The 17,703-nt window shown below is 39.2% G+C and carries 32 protein-coding genes; 2 read left to right on the forward strand and 30 right to left on the reverse strand.

Features of this window, described 5'->3' with window-relative positions:
* Window positions 1-47 precede the first annotated feature (47 nt).
* Together radC and ACGH46_RS03790 are read left to right on the forward strand one after the other, a co-directional pair.
* Window positions 48-716: a RadC family protein gene (gene radC / locus ACGH46_RS03785; protein ID WP_267350315.1), complete on the forward strand. Its 669-nt coding sequence runs from the start codon at window positions 48-50 to the stop codon at window positions 714-716.
* A gap of 58 nt (window positions 717-774) precedes the next feature.
* Window positions 775-978: a SlyX family protein gene (locus ACGH46_RS03790; RefSeq protein ID WP_267350314.1), complete on the forward strand. Its 204-nt coding sequence runs from the start codon at window positions 775-777 to the stop codon at window positions 976-978.
* Between the two features lie 382 nt (window positions 979-1,360).
* Here the strand turns inward: ACGH46_RS03790 and rplQ are convergent, their stop codons facing one another.
* The 30 genes from rplQ to hscA all read right to left on the reverse strand — a co-directional run bounded on the left by rplQ (window position 1,361) and on the right by hscA (window position 17,702).
* Window positions 1,361-1,747: a 50S ribosomal protein L17 gene (gene rplQ, locus ACGH46_RS03795; protein WP_065558593.1), complete on the reverse strand. Its 387-nt coding sequence runs from the start codon at window positions 1,745-1,747 to the stop codon at window positions 1,361-1,363.
* Window positions 1,748-1,776: 29 nt separating this feature from the next.
* The gene (locus tag ACGH46_RS03800) at window positions 1,777-2,766 is read right to left on the reverse strand and encodes a DNA-directed RNA polymerase subunit alpha (RefSeq protein ID WP_065558592.1); all 990 of its coding nucleotides are present in this window, start codon (window positions 2,764-2,766) and stop codon (window positions 1,777-1,779) included.
* Window positions 2,767-2,791: 25 nt separating this feature from the next.
* Window positions 2,792-3,412, reverse strand: coding sequence for a 30S ribosomal protein S4 (gene rpsD, locus ACGH46_RS03805; protein WP_065558591.1), 621 nt, complete (start codon window positions 3,410-3,412; stop codon window positions 2,792-2,794).
* A gap of 43 nt (window positions 3,413-3,455) precedes the next feature.
* Window positions 3,456-3,845, reverse strand: a complete 390-nt coding sequence (rpsK, locus tag ACGH46_RS03810; protein ID WP_034948028.1) for a 30S ribosomal protein S11 — start codon at window positions 3,843-3,845, stop codon at window positions 3,456-3,458.
* A gap of 15 nt (window positions 3,846-3,860) precedes the next feature.
* The gene (gene rpsM / locus ACGH46_RS03815; protein ID WP_065558590.1) at window positions 3,861-4,217 is read right to left on the reverse strand and encodes a 30S ribosomal protein S13; all 357 of its coding nucleotides are present in this window, start codon (window positions 4,215-4,217) and stop codon (window positions 3,861-3,863) included.
* A gap of 170 nt (window positions 4,218-4,387) precedes the next feature.
* Window positions 4,388-4,501, reverse strand: coding sequence for a 50S ribosomal protein L36 (gene rpmJ, locus ACGH46_RS03820; RefSeq protein WP_025314403.1), 114 nt, complete (start codon window positions 4,499-4,501; stop codon window positions 4,388-4,390).
* A 26-nt stretch (window positions 4,502-4,527) separates the two neighbouring features.
* Window positions 4,528-5,868, reverse strand: a complete 1,341-nt coding sequence (secY, locus tag ACGH46_RS03825) for a preprotein translocase subunit SecY (RefSeq protein ID WP_065558589.1) — start codon at window positions 5,866-5,868, stop codon at window positions 4,528-4,530.
* Window positions 5,869-5,876: 8 nt separating this feature from the next.
* Window positions 5,877-6,311: a 50S ribosomal protein L15 gene (gene rplO / locus ACGH46_RS03830; RefSeq protein ID WP_065558588.1), complete on the reverse strand. Its 435-nt coding sequence runs from the start codon at window positions 6,309-6,311 to the stop codon at window positions 5,877-5,879.
* Between the two features lie 5 nt (window positions 6,312-6,316).
* Complete coding sequence (gene rpmD, locus ACGH46_RS03835) at window positions 6,317-6,496, reverse strand: 50S ribosomal protein L30 (RefSeq protein WP_267350311.1); 180 nt, start codon at window positions 6,494-6,496, stop codon at window positions 6,317-6,319.
* Between the two features lie 6 nt (window positions 6,497-6,502).
* Window positions 6,503-7,003, reverse strand: a complete 501-nt coding sequence (gene rpsE / locus ACGH46_RS03840; RefSeq protein WP_025314399.1) for a 30S ribosomal protein S5 — start codon at window positions 7,001-7,003, stop codon at window positions 6,503-6,505.
* Window positions 7,004-7,017: 14 nt separating this feature from the next.
* Window positions 7,018-7,371, reverse strand: coding sequence for a 50S ribosomal protein L18 (gene rplR / locus ACGH46_RS03845; RefSeq protein WP_025314398.1), 354 nt, complete (start codon window positions 7,369-7,371; stop codon window positions 7,018-7,020).
* Between the two features lie 9 nt (window positions 7,372-7,380).
* The gene (gene rplF / locus ACGH46_RS03850) at window positions 7,381-7,914 is read right to left on the reverse strand and encodes a 50S ribosomal protein L6 (RefSeq protein ID WP_065558586.1); all 534 of its coding nucleotides are present in this window, start codon (window positions 7,912-7,914) and stop codon (window positions 7,381-7,383) included.
* Window positions 7,915-7,925: 11 nt separating this feature from the next.
* Entirely contained in the window at window positions 7,926-8,318 is a 393-nt protein-coding gene (gene rpsH / locus ACGH46_RS03855; protein WP_065558585.1) for a 30S ribosomal protein S8, read from the reverse strand.
* A gap of 17 nt (window positions 8,319-8,335) precedes the next feature.
* Window positions 8,336-8,641 (reverse strand): 30S ribosomal protein S14, encoded by a 306-nt coding sequence (gene rpsN, locus ACGH46_RS03860; RefSeq protein WP_025314395.1) that lies wholly within the window; start codon window positions 8,639-8,641, stop codon window positions 8,336-8,338.
* 11 nt (window positions 8,642-8,652) lie between these two features.
* A complete protein-coding gene (gene rplE / locus ACGH46_RS03865; protein WP_065558584.1) occupies window positions 8,653-9,192 on the reverse strand; it encodes a 50S ribosomal protein L5 in 540 nt (179 codons plus the stop codon).
* Between the two features lie 17 nt (window positions 9,193-9,209).
* Window positions 9,210-9,524 carry a 50S ribosomal protein L24 gene (gene rplX / locus ACGH46_RS03870; RefSeq protein WP_065558583.1) on the reverse strand — a complete coding sequence of 105 codons (315 nt, stop codon included), beginning with the start codon at window positions 9,522-9,524 and terminating at the stop codon, window positions 9,210-9,212.
* A gap of 10 nt (window positions 9,525-9,534) precedes the next feature.
* The gene (gene rplN, locus ACGH46_RS03875) at window positions 9,535-9,906 is read right to left on the reverse strand and encodes a 50S ribosomal protein L14 (RefSeq protein WP_025314392.1); all 372 of its coding nucleotides are present in this window, start codon (window positions 9,904-9,906) and stop codon (window positions 9,535-9,537) included.
* Window positions 9,907-10,102: 196 nt separating this feature from the next.
* Window positions 10,103-10,363 (reverse strand): 30S ribosomal protein S17, encoded by a 261-nt coding sequence (gene rpsQ / locus ACGH46_RS03880; protein WP_025314391.1) that lies wholly within the window; start codon window positions 10,361-10,363, stop codon window positions 10,103-10,105.
* A gap of 1 nt (window position 10,364) precedes the next feature.
* Window positions 10,365-10,556 (reverse strand): 50S ribosomal protein L29, encoded by a 192-nt coding sequence (gene rpmC, locus ACGH46_RS03885; RefSeq protein WP_034902373.1) that lies wholly within the window; start codon window positions 10,554-10,556, stop codon window positions 10,365-10,367.
* Window positions 10,557-10,967, reverse strand: a complete 411-nt coding sequence (gene rplP / locus ACGH46_RS03890) for a 50S ribosomal protein L16 (protein ID WP_025314389.1) — start codon at window positions 10,965-10,967, stop codon at window positions 10,557-10,559.
* Between the two features lie 12 nt (window positions 10,968-10,979).
* The gene (rpsC, locus tag ACGH46_RS03895; RefSeq protein ID WP_065558582.1) at window positions 10,980-11,717 is read right to left on the reverse strand and encodes a 30S ribosomal protein S3; all 738 of its coding nucleotides are present in this window, start codon (window positions 11,715-11,717) and stop codon (window positions 10,980-10,982) included.
* A gap of 14 nt (window positions 11,718-11,731) precedes the next feature.
* On the reverse strand, window positions 11,732-12,064 hold the full coding sequence (rplV, locus tag ACGH46_RS03900; RefSeq protein ID WP_034884235.1) for a 50S ribosomal protein L22: 333 nt from the start codon (window positions 12,062-12,064) through the stop codon (window positions 11,732-11,734).
* Between the two features lie 13 nt (window positions 12,065-12,077).
* Entirely contained in the window at window positions 12,078-12,356 is a 279-nt protein-coding gene (rpsS, locus tag ACGH46_RS03905; RefSeq protein ID WP_065558581.1) for a 30S ribosomal protein S19, read from the reverse strand.
* 19 nt (window positions 12,357-12,375) lie between these two features.
* On the reverse strand, window positions 12,376-13,200 hold the full coding sequence (gene rplB / locus ACGH46_RS03910; protein ID WP_065558580.1) for a 50S ribosomal protein L2: 825 nt from the start codon (window positions 13,198-13,200) through the stop codon (window positions 12,376-12,378).
* An 18-nt stretch (window positions 13,201-13,218) separates the two neighbouring features.
* Window positions 13,219-13,521, reverse strand: a complete 303-nt coding sequence (rplW, locus tag ACGH46_RS03915; RefSeq protein WP_065558579.1) for a 50S ribosomal protein L23 — start codon at window positions 13,519-13,521, stop codon at window positions 13,219-13,221.
* Complete coding sequence (gene rplD, locus ACGH46_RS03920; protein WP_065558578.1) at window positions 13,518-14,120, reverse strand: 50S ribosomal protein L4; 603 nt, start codon at window positions 14,118-14,120, stop codon at window positions 13,518-13,520. Before rplD ends, rplW begins: the two co-directional genes overlap by 4 nt.
* 16 nt (window positions 14,121-14,136) lie before the next feature.
* Window positions 14,137-14,763: a 50S ribosomal protein L3 gene (rplC, locus tag ACGH46_RS03925; RefSeq protein ID WP_065558577.1), complete on the reverse strand. Its 627-nt coding sequence runs from the start codon at window positions 14,761-14,763 to the stop codon at window positions 14,137-14,139.
* Between the two features lie 31 nt (window positions 14,764-14,794).
* Window positions 14,795-15,106, reverse strand: coding sequence for a 30S ribosomal protein S10 (rpsJ, locus tag ACGH46_RS03930; protein WP_006120582.1), 312 nt, complete (start codon window positions 15,104-15,106; stop codon window positions 14,795-14,797).
* A gap of 383 nt (window positions 15,107-15,489) precedes the next feature.
* Window positions 15,490-15,828 carry an ISC system 2Fe-2S type ferredoxin gene (fdx, locus tag ACGH46_RS03935; RefSeq protein ID WP_065558576.1) on the reverse strand — a complete coding sequence of 113 codons (339 nt, stop codon included), beginning with the start codon at window positions 15,826-15,828 and terminating at the stop codon, window positions 15,490-15,492.
* 14 nt (window positions 15,829-15,842) lie between these two features.
* On the reverse strand, window positions 15,843-17,702 hold the full coding sequence (gene hscA, locus ACGH46_RS03940) for a Fe-S protein assembly chaperone HscA (RefSeq protein WP_267358896.1): 1,860 nt from the start codon (window positions 17,700-17,702) through the stop codon (window positions 15,843-15,845).
* Window position 17,703: the final 1 nt, after the last annotated feature.

A 17,703-nucleotide genomic window follows, 5' to 3' on the forward strand; every position in this document is an offset into this window, starting at 1 on the left:
AATTTTCTAAGAATAATTAGTTTTTTTATGAGTGGAATACAAATACTATGCATCCTTCATGTCCAAAACTGATGCCGAGAGAAAAACTTTTACAATTTGGTGTTGAAATGCTAAGTGATGCAGAACTGCTTGCGCTATTTTTACGGACAGGTACACGAAAATTACCTGTTTTAGAACTAGCTCAAAATTTATTAAATGAATTTGGCTCATTTTATCATTTAATGAACGCTACTCATGAGCAGTTTTGTAAAAAACATGGATTAGGTACCGTTAAATATACTCAGCTCAAAGCTGTCGTTGAATTATCGCACCGATATTTGAAAGTAAAAATGACAAATGAAAATTATCTCACTTCACCTTCGTTAACTCACCATTATTTAGCTAGTCGCTTAGCTAACAAAGATCGTGAAATCTTCATGGTTATTTTTCTGGACAATCAAAATCACGTCATTACATCTGAAGAAATGTTTATTGGTACTTATAACTGTGTAGAAGTTCATCCCAGAGAAGTAGCCAGAAAAGCATTACAATATAATGCTGCCTCTTTAATTTTAGCCCACAATCACCCTTCTGGTTTAGCAGAACCAAGCCAAGCAGATCGGAATTTAACGCGCAAGTTGGATCAAGTTTGTGAATTAATCGATATCCGTATTATTGATCATATTGTAATTGGTAAAGGTGAATATGTCTCATTTGCTGAACGTGGATGGATTTAATTGTTATTTTTACTTACAATAGAGGTCAATATTTAAAAAGTCTAATTGTGAAAATAATATGAGACAACAAATTGAATTATTAGAAACCAAAGTTGCGTTTCAAGAAATCACCATTGAAGAATTAAACCAAGCAGTAACCAACCTTCAAGCCGATGTTAGTAAACTAAAAGAGCAATTAATGTTATTATCACAAAAACTACAAGCCACTCAAACATCGAATATTGCTAATTTATCTGAGGAAACCCCACCACCACACTATTAATTATGTTTATAGTCAGATATCTCAATGATGAAATAATAATGTAGCCTATTTTTAAAAAACTATTAATACTTATTTATTAGATGCTCTTAAATTAACATTAGAAATATCCAGAAGAGTTATAAAAACATCGATATCTAAATCTACTTAAAAATAAATTAACATTGAAATTTCAATTAAACTAATCCCTCTCAATAGATTTTCATGCCATATGTTTATTAAAAACAACATAAGCTTAATTTTTAATCAATTAAAGAATAGGAATATAGTAGATTTAGATACGATGAACTTAAGGATAAGGAAACCAAAGTTAAAGGATCTGTGATAGATATCATCAATAAAAAACCGGCGTATAGCCGGCTTTTGTATACAATGATTTAAAATCTTATTCAGCTGTTGCTTCTGCTTCTACTGCAGGGCGATCAACTAATTCAATATAAGCCATTGGAGCATTATCTCCGTCACGGAAACCACATTTCAAAATACGTACATAACCACCTGGACGGGTAGCAAAACGTGGACCTAGATCTGAAAATAATTTTTTCACTGTATCTTTATCACGGATACGAGCAAAAGCCAAACGGCGATTAGCTACGCTATCGCTTTTGGCTAGCGTAATTAACGGTTCAACAACACGACGCAACTCTTTTGCTTTAGGCAATGTAGTTTTGATGATTTCATGTTCAACAAGTGAACTAGTCATGTTACGAAACATTGCTTGACGATGGCTGCTATTTCGGTTCAGTTGACGACCACTTTTACGATGGCGCATAACTTTATCCTTCTTATATAAATTTTATTTTAGTCTTCAACAATACTTGCTGGTGGCCAGTTCTCAAGACGCATGCCTAAAGACAAACCACGAGATGCGAGCACATCCTTAATTTCAGTAAGTGATTTCTTACCAAGATTAGGGGTTTTAAGTAGCTCAACTTCTGTACGTTGTACTAAATCACCAATATAATGAACTGCTTCTGCTTTTAAGCAATTAGCAGACCGAACAGTTAATTCGAGATCATCTACTGGACGTAGAAGAATCGGATCAAATTCCGGTTTATCTTCTTTAACTTCAGGTTGACGTACATCACGTAAATCAACGAAAGCTTCAAGTTGTTCAGCCAAAATAGTTGACGCACGACGAATAGCTTCTTCTGGATCGATAGTACCATTAGTTTCCATATCAATAACCAGTTTATCTAAATCGGTGCGTTGTTCCACACGAGCTGCATCGACAGAATAAGCGATACGCTCGACAGGACTATAACATGCATCAACTAATAAACGACCAATTGGTCGCTCTTCATCTTCTGACTTAACGCGAGCAGAAGCAGGGACATAACCACGTCCTCGTTGTACACGAATACGCATACTAATTGAAGCATTTGCATCAGTAAGATGACAAATCACTAAATCAGGATTAACAATTTCAACATCACCATCATGAGTGATATCAGATGCAGTTACCGCACCAATGCCTGATTTGTTTAAAGTCAGCATAACATCATCTTTGGTATGTACACGTACTGCTAATTTTTTCAAATTAAGCAAAATATCAAGTACATCTTCTTGAACGCCTTCTTTAGTACTGTACTCATGCAGAACACCGTCAATTTCAACTTCGGTTACTGCATATCCAGGCATTGATGATAATAAAATGCGGCGTAGTGCATTACCTAAAGTATGACCAAAACCACGCTCAAGTGGCTCTAAAGTCACTTTCGCATGAGTTTGAGTGTATTGAACAACATCAACTAGGTGAGGTTTTAAAAACTCTGTTACAGAACCCTGCATTATGTCCTCTCTTAAGTGCTAAACTTTACTTAGAGTAAAGTTCGACGATCAAATGTTCGTTGATGTCAGCAGATAAATCTGAACGTTCTGGTAAGCGTTTAAATACACCTTCCATTTTGCTAGCATCAACTTCTAACCATGTAGGTTTTTCACGTTGCTCAGCTAACTCTAAAGCAGCTTTAATACGTGCTTGTTTTTTTGATTTTTCGCGAACGCTGATCACATCTTCAGGCGAAACTTGATAAGATGCAATGTTCACAACATGACCATTAACAAGAACAGCTTTATGACTAACTAATTGACGAGCTTCAGCGCGAGTTGCACCAAATCCCATACGATAAACAACGTTATCTAAGCGACGTTCTAAAAGACCTAATAGGTTTTCACCTGTATTACCTTTAATACGTGCTGCATTTTTGTAGTAATTACGGAATTGACGTTCTAAAATTCCATAAATACGTCTAACTTTTTGTTTTTCGCGTAACTGAACACCATAATCTGATAAACGCGGTTTACGCGCACCATGTTGTCCAGGAGCTTGTTCTAACTTACATTTACTGTCAACCGCTCGAACACCAGATTTAAGGAATAAATCAGTACCTTCACGACGACTTAATTTGAGCTTTGGTCCCAAATATCTTGCCATTTTATTTCTCCAATAATCCTAAACATTCAATGTTTAATAAACATTAAACACGACGTTTCTTTGGTGGACGACAACCGTTATGAGGAATCGGAGTAACATCAGTAATATTAGTGATGCGATAACCCGCTGCATTTAATGCACGAATTGTTGACTCACGACCAGGACCAGGTCCTTTTACCATAACTTCCAGATTCTTAATTCCGTAATCTTTTACGGCTTCTGCACAACGTTCAGCAGCTACTTGAGCAGCAAACGGAGTGGACTTACGAGAGCCACGGAAACCAGAACCACCAGCGGTTGCCCAACCCAACGCATTACCTTGACGATCGGTAATAGTTACGATTGTATTGTTAAATGATGCATGAATATGAGCTACACCATCAGAAACTTGTTTTTTTACACGTTTACGTGTACGAACAGGTGTCTTTGCCATTTATTATCACCTCAATTATTTCTTGATTGGCTTACGCGGTCCCTTGCGGGTACGAGCGTTAGTCTTAGTGCGTTGACCACGAACTGGAAGTCCACGACGATGACGGATGCCACGATAACAACCAAGGTCTAATAAACGCTTGATACTCATAGTTACTTCACGACGTAAATCACCTTCAACAGTAAATTTAGCGACTTGTTCACGTAACTTCTCAATCTGATCTTCAGATAGTTCTCTGATCTTAACATGTTCAGGAATACCTGCTTCAGCACAAATTGTCTTAGCGCGAGTATTACCGATACCATAAATTGCTTGTAACGCAATTACAGCATGTTGCTGATCAGGAATGTTAATGCCTGCTATACGGGCCACTATGCACTCCTTTATTGTTAATGTTTAACAAACTCACCATACTGAAAAGCCCGTTTTCAGGATACTCAAACAGTAAGTCTGCAAATAAAATTTAGGCTGGCTATTCTAGCCAGCTTTACTATACTTTGGCAAGTAAAATATGCAAAAGTTCAACTTTTAGGCTAAATAAATTAACCTTGACGTTGCTTATGTTTACCTTCAACACAAATAACACGAACGATGCCATTGCGTTTAATGATTTTACAATTTCTGCATAATTTCTTGACTGAAGCACGAACTTTCATTTTTTTCTCCGTAACTTCTGGCTAACTTATCGGCCGTAGCCTTTAAGGTTCGCTTTCTTTAACACTGACTCATAACGATTTGGCATCATTAAAGTCTGTACTTGTGCCATAAAATCCATGATTACAACAACCACAATTAATAAAGATGTTCCACCAAATTGAACTGGAACCTTCATTGCACTTGTCATAAACATTGGTACCAAACATACAAAAGTAATGTAGATTGCGCCTATTAATGTTAAACGTGTCATTACTTTGTCAATATATTTAGATGTTTGCTCACCTGGGCGGATACCTGGAATAAATGCACCAGATTTTTTAAGCTGATCTGCTGTCTCTCTAGGGTTGAAAACCAACGCTGTATAGAAGAAACAAAAGAAGATTATCGCTGCCGCAAAAAAGATTATGTATAACGGTTGGTCATGAGAGAAATATTGACCAATAAGTACAAATACATATCTCCAGCCTTCACCATTTCCTTGAAACCAAGATGCCATCATAGATGGTAACATAATAATTGTTGAGGCAAATATCGCTGGAATAACGCCAGCCATATTAATTTTTAATGGTAAATGTGATGTTTGCGCTGCATAAACGCGACGCCCTTGTTGACGTTGGGCATAGTTAACTACGATTCGACGTTGACCACGCTCAACAAAAACAACAAAATAAGTCACACCTATCACTAAAGCTGCGACAACTAATAATAGAATCGGATTCAATTCACCAGAACGAGCTTGTTCAATTGTTTCATATATTGCATGAGGAAGACCCGCCACAATTCCAGAGAAAATAATGATTGAAATACCATTACCTACTCCACGTTCCGTGATCTGCTCACCAAGCCACATAAGAAACATAGTGCCAGTAACTAAACTAACCGATGCAATGAAATAGAAAGAAAATCCTGGATTAGTCACAACACGCTCATAACCAGGAATATTTGGTAAACCAGTCGCAATACCAACTGCTTGTACAATAGCTAAAGCCAATGTGCCATAACGAGTGTACTGGCTAATTTTCTTACGACCTGATTCACCTTCTTTCTTCAATTCTGCCAATTTAGGGTTAATGGCCGTTAATAACTGCACAATAATCGATGCAGAAATATAAGGCATTATCCCTAATGCAAAAATTGAAGCACGGCTTAAAGCACCACCAGAGAACATATTGAACATATCCACAATACCATTAGATGATGCTTGTGAAAGTATGTCCGATAACGCTTTAGTATCAATGCCAGGAACTGGAATATAAGAACCTAAACGAAAAACAATCAGTGCTAAAAGCACAAATAGTAAACGCTTCTTAAGTTCACCCCCACCACCACGGGCACTTTGAAAATCTAATCCTGGTTGCTTTGCCATCTTTCTAATTATTCCTCAATTTTTCCGCCAGCAGCTTCAATTGCAGCTTTAGCACCTTTCGTTACACGAATACCACGAACTGTTACTGGTTTTGTAACTTCACCAGATAACATGATTTTTGCGTATTCGATTTGTGAATTAATCACATTTGCAACTTTTAAGCTATTTAGGTCAACAACATCACCTTCAACTTTCATTAAATCTGAAAGGCGAACTTGTGCTGTAACTAGAGCTTTACGAGAAGTAAAACCAAATTTTGGTAATCGACGATATAAAGGCATTTGACCACCTTCAAAGCCACGACGAACGCCGCCACCTGAACGTGATTTTTGACCTTTGATACCACGGGTACCTGTTTTACCTAATCCAGAACCGATACCTCGGCCTAGACGTTTTGGTGCATGCTTTGAACCTTCAGCAGGAGATAAAGTATTTAAACGCATTACTATTACTCCTCAACTTTGACCATGTAATAAACTTGGTTTACCATACCACGAATAGCAGGAGTATCCTCGCGCTCAACAGTATGACCAATATGACGTAATCCAAGTCCGACTAACGTTGCTTTATGCTTCGGTATGCGTCCAATAGAACTACGAGTTTGTGTAATTTTAATTGTCTTTGCCATGGTTAATTACCCCAAAATTTCTTCGACGGTTTTACCACGCTTAGCAGCAACCATTTCTGGTGATTTCATATTTTCTAAGCCATCAATCGTTGCACGAACCACATTAATTGGGTTTGTTGAACCATATGCTTTAGCTAGAACGTTACGAACACCAGCAACTTCTAATACAGCACGCATTGCACCACCGGCGATAATACCAGTACCTTCTGATGCTGGTTGCATATAAACACGAGAACCTGTATGAGCACCTTTAACAGGATGCTGTAAAGTATCGTTATTTAAAGCAACATTAATCATATTACGACGTGCTTTTTCCATTGCTTTTTGGATTGCTGCTGGCACTTCACGTGCTTTACCATATCCAAAACCTACGCGGCCATTACCGTCACCAACAACTGTTAGTGCAGAAAAACTAAAAATACGACCACCTTTTACGGTTTTAGAAACTCGGTTAACTGCGATTAGTTTTTCCTGCAGTTCACCAGCTTGTTTTTCGATGTTTGACATCTTTAACTCCTACCTTAGAACTGTAGGCCAGCTTCGCGAGCAGCATCTGCTAGCGCCTGAACTCGACCATGATATTGGAAACCCGAACGATCAAAAGAAACTTCTTTGATATCTTTCGCTAATGCGCGCTCTGCGATTGCTTTACCAACTGCAGCTGCTGCATCTTTGTTTCCGGTGTATTTTAAACTTTCACTGATAGCTTTTTCTAATGTAGAAGCAGCTGCCAGTACTTCTGATCCGTTTGGTGCGATAATCTGCGCATAAATATGACGCGGAGTACGGTGAACCACTAAGCGAGTTGCAAGTAGTTCATGCATCTTGCGACGCGCTTTAGTTGCACGACGGATACGAGCTGATTTCTTATCCATAGTGTTACCTTACTTTTTCTTAGCTTCTTTAGTACGCACAACTTCATCTGCGTAACGAACACCTTTACCTTTATAAGGTTCAGGACGACGATAAGCACGGATATCTGCTGCCACTTGTCCAATTAACTGCTTATCAGCACTTTTCAGTATGATTTCAGTTTGTGATGGACATTCTGCGGTCACACCAGCAGGTAATTGATGCTCAATTGGATGTGAATATCCAAGAGATAGACCAATAGCATTACCTTTAACTTGTGCACGATAACCGACACCAACTAGCTGAAGTTTTTTAGTAAAACCTTCAGTAACACCAATAACCATTGCATTAATCAACGCACGTGCAGTACCAGCTTGAGCCCAAGCATTCGCAAAGCCGTCACGAGGAGCAAATTTAATTTGACCTTCTTCTTGATTAATAACAACAGCATTATTAATTGTACGAGTTAACTCGCCATTTTTACCTTTAATCGTAATTACCTGACCATTGAGTTTTACCTCTACGCCAGCAGGAACAACGACAGGTGCTTTTGCAACACGAGACATTTTTTTCTCCCTTACGCTACGTAGCAGATAATTTCACCACCAAGACCTGCTTGGCGTGCTGCTCGATCAGTCATAACACCTTTAGAAGTAGAAACAACTGCGATACCTAATCCAGCCATAACTTTTGGCAATTCGTCTTTACGTTTATAAATACGTAAACCTGGACGGCTAACACGTTTAATACTTTCTACTACAGCCTTACCTTGGAAATATTTTAATGAAATTTCCAATTCTGGCTTAGTGTCACCAACAACTTTATAGTCTCCGATGTAACCTTCTTCTTTTAGCACATTGGCAATTGCCACTTTTAGCTTAGAGGAAGGCATGGTGACTGCAACTTTATTCGCAGCTTGACCGTTACGAATACGGGTCAACATATCTGCTATAGGATCTTGCATGCTCATCTATAACACTCCCCTGATTACCAACTTGCCTTTTTAAGACCAGGAATCTCACCACGCATGGCTGATTCACGAACCTTAATACGGCTTAAACCAAACTTACGAAGGACGCCATGAGGACGACCTGTTTGACGACAACGACGACGTTGACGTGATGGACTAGAATCACGAGGAAGCGTTTGCAATTTAAGCACTGCATTCCAACGATCTTCATCTGATGCATTAAGATCAGAGATAATCGCTTTTAATTCTTGACGCTTTGCAAAATATTTTTCTGCTAGCTTTACGCGTTTCTTATCGCGTTCAATCATTGATTGTTTAGCCATTATGCCCTACCTTACTTACGAAATGGGAAGTTAAAGGCAGATAATAAAGCTCGGCCTTCTTCATCTGATTGTGCACTTGTTGTGATAGTAATATCTAAACCACGAACACGATCAACTTTATCATAATCGATTTCAGGGAAAACGATTTGTTCACGAACACCCATGCTATAGTTACCACGACCATCGAAAGATTTTGCGCTTAAACCGCGGAAATCTCGAGTACGAGGAAGCGCAATATAAACTAGACGTTCAAAAAATTCCCACATACGTTCGCCACGTAAAGTGACTTTACAACCAATAGGATACCCTTGACGGATTTTAAAACCAGCAACTGATTTGCGTGCTTTTGTGACAAGTGGTTTTTGACCACTGATTGCTGCTAAATCTGCAACCGCATTATCTAATAATTTCTTATCAGTAATTGCTTCACCCACACCCATATTCAAGGTGATCTTTTCGATCCGAGGGACTTGCATGACAGATTTGTAGCCAAACTGTTCTTGCAGTTTATTTACTACCTGTGCTTTGTAGTAATCATGCAGTTTCGCCATCGTACACTCCAAATTACTTAATTAATTAATTCATTAGTAGACTTATAAAAACGGACTTTTTTACCATTTTCAATTCTAAAGCCTACGCGATCTGCTTTGCCTGTAGCTGGGTTAAAAATTGCCACATTAGAAACATTAATAGCTGCTTCTTTTTCAACAATTCCACCTTCTTGATTTAATGCAGGTACTGGTTTTTGGTGTTTTTTCACCAAATTAATACCTTCAACAATCACTTTGCCTGTAGACAAAACACTTTTTACTTTACCGCGTTTACCTTTATCTTTACCGGTTAACACGATAACTTCATCTTCTCGACGGATTTTCGCTGCCATTACCCGCTCCTTACAGTACTTCTGGTGCTAATGAAATGATCTTCATAAACTTCTCAGAACGAAGTTCACGAGTGACCGGTCCAAAAATACGCGTACCAATCGGTTGCTCACTGTTATTGTTTAAAATAACACAAGCATTGCGATCGAAACGAATGACAGATCCATCAGGACGACGAACACCTTTTCTAGTGCGCACGACAACAGCTTTAAGTACATCACCTTTTTTTACTTTACCACGTGGAATTGCTTCTTTAATGGTAACCTTGATGATATCACCAACCGCTGCATAACGACGGTGCGATCCACCGAGAACCTTGATACACATTACACTACGTGCGCCAGAGTTATCGGCAACATCTAGCCTAGTCTGTTCTTGGATCATTTTAATGCTCCGTATAAATAAATTATTGTCTAATCTACCTTCATCCACCTCAACTACCATGGATAAGAATAGACAACCAAAAACCCACATATGTGAGGGCGCATAGTATAACACCACTCAAATAAAATGGATAGCATAAAATAAACGGCTGCATTTAGCCGTTTATTATATTATGTACAGTTTTTAATCGATTAGATTAACTAACTGCTTTTTCTACGATTCGAACAAGAGTCCAAGATTTGGTTTTTGATAATGGACGACACTCTTTAATTTCTACAGTATCACCAATACCACACTCGTTGTTTTCATCATGTACATGCAATTTAGTCGTACGTTTAATGAACTTACCATATAACGGATGCTTCACTTTACGTTCAATAGCTACAGTAATAGATTTATCCATTTTGTCGCTAATAACACGACCTTGCTGAGTACGAATTTTTACTTCAGTAGTCATATTACGCACCCGCCTTTTCAGTTAATAACGTTTTAACTCGTGCAATATTACGACGCACTTGTTTTAACATATGAGTCTGTGTCAACTGACCTCCAGCTAATTGCATACGTAAGTTAAATTGCTCACGTAATAAATTAAGAAGTTCAGTATTTAACTCTTCAACGCTTTTTTCGCGTAGCTCTTTTGCTTTCATTTACATCACCGTCTTAATCACAAAGGTGGTTTTAATTGGCAGTTTTGCAGCTGCCAACGCAAATGCTTCACGAGCAACTTCTTCCGGTACTCCGTCCATTTCATAAAGGACTTTACCTGGTTGAATCTGAGCAACCCAGTATTCAACGTTACCCTTACCTTTACCCATACGCACTTCAAGTGGTTTTTCAGTAATTGGTTTATCAGGGAAAACTCGAATCCAGATTTTACCTTGACGCTTAACTGCACGAGTCATTGCACGACGTGCTGCTTCGATCTGGCGCGCAGTCAAACGACCACGACCCACAGCCTTAAGACCGAATGTACCGAAACTTACGTCAGTACTCACAGCTAGACCACGATTGCGGCCCTTGTGCACTTTACGGAATTTTGTACGCTTTGGTTGTAACATCAGCGACGCTCCTTATTGTTTTCGGCCTTTGCGCTGCTTTTTCGGTTGAGCAGCAGGTTGTTTTTCTGCTTGTTCAACGGCAGCCATACCACCAAGGATCTCACCTTTGAAGATCCACACTTTAACACCAATAATACCATAGGTAGTTAATGCTTCAGACACTCCGTAGTCGATGTCAGCTCGTAGTGTATGTAGAGGTACACGACCTTCACGATACCACTCTGAGCGAGCAATTTCAGCGCCGCCTAAACGACCACTTACTTCAACTTTGATACCTTTAGCACCCGCTTTCATTGCGTTTTGTACCGCACGTTTCATTGCACGACGGAACATAACACGGCGTTCTAACTGAGAAGTAATGCTGTCAGCAACTAATTTTGCATCAAGTTCAGGTTTACGAACTTCAGCAATATTAATTTGTACTGCAACATCACGTTTTTCTCTTTTGTCTTTATACTTATTGACAATAGAAGCTACGGCATTACGTAATTTTTCAACGTCCTCACCTTTTTTACCAATCACGATACCTGGACGAGCAGTGTGAATAGTAATGCGAACGTTAGTTTCTGCTGAACGGTCGATTACAATTTTAGAGATTGACGCTTGTGCTAATTCTTTATTTAAGAATTCACGCACTCTAAAATCACTTTCTAAATTATCAGCGAATGTCTTTGTACCCGAATACCATGTAGATGTCCAAGGCTTGACAATGCCTAATCGGATACCATTTGGATTTACTTTTTGACCCATTGCTATTCTCCAGCCTAGCGATCTGAGACGATCACGGTGATGTGACTCGTACGCTTCAAAATTCGATCTGCACGACCTTTCGCACGAGGCATAATACGCTTCATGGTTGGGCCTTCGTCTACGAAAATTTTCGCAACTTTTAGATCATCAATATCAGCACCATCGTTATGCTCTGCATTAGCAATAGCAGACTCTAATACTTTTTTAACAAGTACAGCCGCTTTTTTATTGGTGTACGTTAAAATATCAAGTGCCTGAGACACTTTTTTACCGCGAACAAGATCTGCAACTAAGCGAACTTTTTGTGCAGAAGAACGAGCGTGGCGGTACTTTGCAATTGTTTCCATCTCTTTCTCCTACTTATTTCTTCTTAGCTTTCTTATCCGCAGCGTGACCGCGATAAGTACGAGTCGGCGCGAATTCACCCAATTTATGACCAACCATTTCGTCGGTAACATAAACTGGAACGTGCTGACGACCATTATGGACAGCGATGGTCAAACCGATCATGTTAGGAAAGATCGTTGAACGACGGGACCAAGTACGAATTGGTTTCTTGTCCCCGCTTTCCACCGCTTTCTCTACCTTCTTCAGCAAGTGTAGGTCAATAAAAGGACCCTTCTTGAGAGAACGTGGCATAGCTAATCCTCTATATTAATTATTTCTTATTGCGACGGCGAACAATATACTTATCAGTACGTTTGTTGCTACGCGTTTTCAATCCTTTGGCTTTTTGACCCCATGGAGACACAGGATGTTTACCAAAGTTACGACCTTCACCACCACCATGTGGATGGTCTACCGGGTTCATTGCTGTACCACGAACAGTAGGACGAACACCACGCCAACGCGTTGCACCCGCTTTACCTAGTACGCGAAGCATATGTTCTGAATTACCGACTTCACCAATAGTGGCACGACAATCAGATAATACTTTACGCATTTCACCTGAACGTAGACGTAATGTTACATATGCACCATCACGCGCAACGATTTGAACATAGCTACCAGCTGAGCGAGCAAGTTGTCCGCCTTTACCTGGTTTCATTTCAATGTTATGCACGGTAGAACCGACTGGAATATTGCGCATTGGTAAACAGTTACCTGTTTTAATCGATGCATCAACACCAGATTGGATCTGATCACCTGCTTTTAAGCCTTTAGGCGCTAAAATATAACGACGTTCACCGTCTTTATATAAAACCAATGCAATATTTGCACTACGGTTTGGATCATATTCCAAACGTTCAACAACTGCTGGAATACCATCTTTGTTACGCTTAAAGTCAACAATACGATAATGTTGTTTATGACCACCACCGATATGACGGGTAGTGATACGACCATTATTATTGCGACCACCAGTTTTGCTTTTTGAATCAAGCAACGGTGCATAAGGCTTACCTTTATGCAACTCTGGGTTAACCACTTTAACAACGTGGCGACGACCCGGAGATGTAGGTTTACACTTAACAACTGCCATTGTTCTTACTCCTCCGAATTACTCAGCGACGCCAGCAAGGTCTAAGTTTTGACCTTCTGCTAAAGTTACGTAAGCTTTTTTCCAGTCGCTACGGCGACCAAGTTGTTGACCACGACGTTTTACTTTGCCTTTAACAACAAGTGTATTAACGTCATCTACTTTAACTTCAAATAGTTGTTCAACTGCGGCTTTAATCTCTCTCTTAGTAGCATCTTTAGCAACTTTCAATACTAATGTATTTGTTTTTTCCATTGAAATAGATGCTTTTTCAGAAACATGTGGTGCTCGCAGGACTTTAAGCAGACGCTCTTCACGAATCATGCTAACATCTCCTCTACTTGTTTAACGGCATCAACAGTGATAACCACTTTGTCAAATGCAATCAAACTAACTGGATCAATACCTGCCACATCACGCACATCAACTTTATGCAAGTTACGTGCTGCTAAGAAAAGATTCTCATCAACTTCAGTTGTAATGATAAGGACATCATTAAGATTCATATCATTTAATTTCTGAGTTAATAATTTAGTCTTAGGTGCTTCAACAGTAAATGTTTCAACCACAACTAAACGCTCTTGACGCACTAATTCAGAGAAAATACTCTTTAATGCACCACGATACATTTTACGGTTAACTTTTTGGCTATGATCTTGTGGTTTTGCTGCAAATGTTACACCACCACTACGCCAGATTGGGCTCTTAATAGAACCTGAACGAGCACGACCTGTGCCTTTTTGACGCCATGGTTTTTTGCCTGAACCAGCGATTTCTGCACGAGTTTTTTGTGCGCGTGAGCCTTGACGAGCAGCAGATGCATAAGCAACAACTACTTGGTGAACTAACGCTTCATTAAACTCACGTCCGAAGGTAGTTTCGGAAACAGAAAGCGCTTTCGCGTCTTTTACTACTAATTCCATCTCTATCTCCTCGACGTTAAGCCTTGATTGCCGGTTTAACAATTACGTCACTATTGATTGCGCCTGGAACTGCACCTTTAATTAATAAAAGGTTACGTTCAGCATCAACACGTACAATATCTAAGTTTTGAACAGTTACACGTTCATTACCTAGGTGACCTGCCATTTTACGACCTTTGAACACTTTACCTGGAGTTTGGTTTTGACCGATAGAGCCATGACCACGGTGTGCCAAAGAGTTACCATGAGTTGCATCTTGAGTACGGAAGTTCCAACGTTTAGTTACGCCAGCAAAACCTTTACCTTTAGATGTTCCAGTAACATCAACTTTTTTAACGTCTGTGAAAATATCAACGTTAATACTTTGCCCTACAGTAAATTCGCCTTCTTCAAAACGGAACTCCCATAGACCACGACCAGCTTCAACGCCAGCCTTAGCAAAATGACCTGCTTCAGGTTTATTTACACGGCTTGCTTTTTTGCTGCCAGTAGTAACCTGAATAGCTTGATAACCATCGTTCTCTAAAGTTTTAACTTGAGTAACGCGGTTGCTTTGAACTTCAACTACGGTGACAGGAATAGAAACACCTTCTTCGGTGAAGATTCGTGTCATTCCTACTTTACGACCGATTAAACCAATCATTGTTTAGACCTCTCAATCATTCAGCTTAGGATTAACCTAAACTGATCTGCACATCAACACCGGCAGCAAGATCTAGGCGCATTAAAGCATCAACTGTTTTTTCAGTTGGCTCAACAATATCAACTAGACGTTTATGAGTACGAATCTCATATTGATCACGCGCGTCTTTATTAACGTGCGGAGAAATCAATACGGTGAAACGCTCTTTGCGTGTCGGTAATGGAATAGGACCACGAACTTGCGCACCAGTGCGCTTCGCAGTTTCTACAATTTCAGCAGTTGATTGATCAATCAAACGATGATCAAACGCTTTTAACCGGATACGGATTCTTTGGTTCGACATGAGACCAGAGCTCCACTATTTAAAAGTTATAACAAAAGACTACTCCTCTTACCCTGTTTCGATTGACAGGAGAGTGTAATCCGTTCTTTTCGTAACCCCCAGATCGGGAGTATTGTTGATATAATTCAATATTATTAAATAAGGATTATATCTTCATACGCATTTGCTTATTAAAAATTCAACAAACAAAGTGGCGATGATTATACGTAAATTATTAACTAATGCAAGAAATAATTAATAATAGATGCTTTATTAATCAGCTTAAAAATAATGATAAACCCTTTTTATTGATTAAATTTCAAGCTAATCAAACAAGTTGTAGTGATTACTTAAGAAAATGATGATAATGAGGAATCTGTCGCCATGAAGTGATGGCGACAAGGCTAATGATCTTCTTTGGCATGATTAAGACTATATCTTGGAATTTCAACTTCAAGATCTTCATCGGCAACACGAGCCTGACAACTTAGCCGACTATGTGGTTCAACGCCCCACGCTTTATCTAACATATCATCTTCTTGTTCATCACTCTCTTCAAGTGAGTCAAAACCTTTACGGACAATACAATGGCAAGTTGAACAAGCACATGACATTTCACAAGCATGCTCAATTTCAATATCGTTACGTAAAGCGACTTCTAAAATAGATTCACCTTCTTGCGCTTCAACCGTTTTCCCTTCAGGGCAAAGTTCAGCATTTGGTAAAAATGTAATTTTTGGCATAATAATCTCGTTAGTTAAATATCATCAACTTTATGACCGGTTAAAGCTTGACGAATGGATCTATCCATACGCTTAGCCGCAAAATCCTGCGTCACGTTATCAACAATTTTAATTTGCTTTTCAATTTCGTATATATCATTGGATTCGCTTACCGCTTGTAAACGATGTTTAGCATTTAAAATTTGATTAAGCTGATGCTCATTCAATAAGTCAGCATCTTTATCTAATGCATTTTGTAAGCTTTCAAGGACTCTTGCTGCTTCAACTTTTTGTTCAGCAAGCATTCTAGTTTGCTTATCTTGTTGAGCGTAATTGATGGAATCTTGAATCATAGTTGCAATTTCTTTATCAGTTAGCCCATAAGATGGCTTAACTTGTATTGCGGCTTCAACACCTGTTGATTTTTCCATTGCCGTTACGCTTAGCAATCCATCAGCATCCACTTGGAAAGTGACACGAATATGTGCGCCACCAGCAGGCATTGGCGGAATGCCACGCAAGATAAATTGCGCCAACGATCGACAATCGGCTACATTTTCACGTTCACCTTGTAAAACATGAATCATCATAGCGGTCTGACCATCTTTAAACGTTGTAAATTCTTGCGCCCTTGCACAAGGAATCGTACTATTACGAGGAATGATTTTTTCAACCAATTCGCCCATTGTTTCGATGCCTAAAGATAAGGGAATTACATCAAGCAACAACATATCGGAATCGGGTTTATTACCCACTAAAATATCCGCTTGAATGGCAGCCCCAATAGCGACTACTCTATCTGGATCGATAGAAGTTAAAGGTTTTGTTTTGAAATAATTACCGACCGATTCACGCACAAACGGAATTCGGGTAGATCCCCCCACCATGACCACTTCAACAATTTCATCGATATCAATATCAGCATCTTTTAATGCACGCCGACAAACAGCTAAGGTTCGTTTAACTAGCGGTTCAATAAGTTGTTCAAATTGATGTCGGGTTATAGTTAAGACCTGATTATCAAATGTTATCGTGACAGAATCTTGATGGCTGAGTGCAATTTTAATGTCAACCGCTTGATGAATCATTCTCTGATTCAACTGTGCATCATGATGATCAATCAACCCTAATTCGTTTTTAATATACTCCGCAAGTAAACGATCGAAGTCATCACCACCAAGAGCAGAATCTCCCCCTGTTGATAGAACTTCAAAAACGCCTTTATGTAAACGCAGAATAGAGATATCAAAAGTTCCACCACCTAAATCATATACAGCAATGATGCCTTCTTTTCCAGAATCAAGGCCATAAGCGATAGCTGCAGCAGTAGGTTCATTCAACAAACGTAAAACGTGTAAACCAGCTAATTTAGCAGCATCTTTTGTTGCCTGTCGTTGAGCATCATCAAAATAGGCGGGAACGGTGATGACGACACCATCGATTTCACCATTTAAACTCGCTTTAGCCCGATCTGCTAGAGCAATCAAGATTTCAGCAGAGACTTGTATAGGATTAACTTGCTGATTCGGTAAATTTAGTAATGGCACACCATTTTCTGTCATGGATAATGGATAAGGGAAATGAGATGTGTCTATATCAGAAAGACGTCTTCCCATTAATCGCTTAACTGAACTTACTGTATTTTTTGGATCAGAAGTAGCGCTGTTTTTAGCATTTTTACCAATTGTGATAATAGTATTATCATCATGATCAACACCATAATGTACAACTGAAGGCAATAAAAAATCGCCTTCTAAATCTGGCAGAACTTCAGATTTACCGCTTCGAACAGTTGCAACTAGTGAATTGGTCGTACCCAAATCAATGCCAACCGCAATCCGACGTTGATGTGGTTCTGGTGTTTGACCTGGTTCACTAATTTGTAATAATGCCATT

The organism is Gilliamella sp. CG22 (assembly GCF_046635725.1).
Taxonomy (GTDB): domain Bacteria; phylum Pseudomonadota; class Gammaproteobacteria; order Enterobacterales; family Orbaceae; genus Gilliamella; species Gilliamella apicola_I.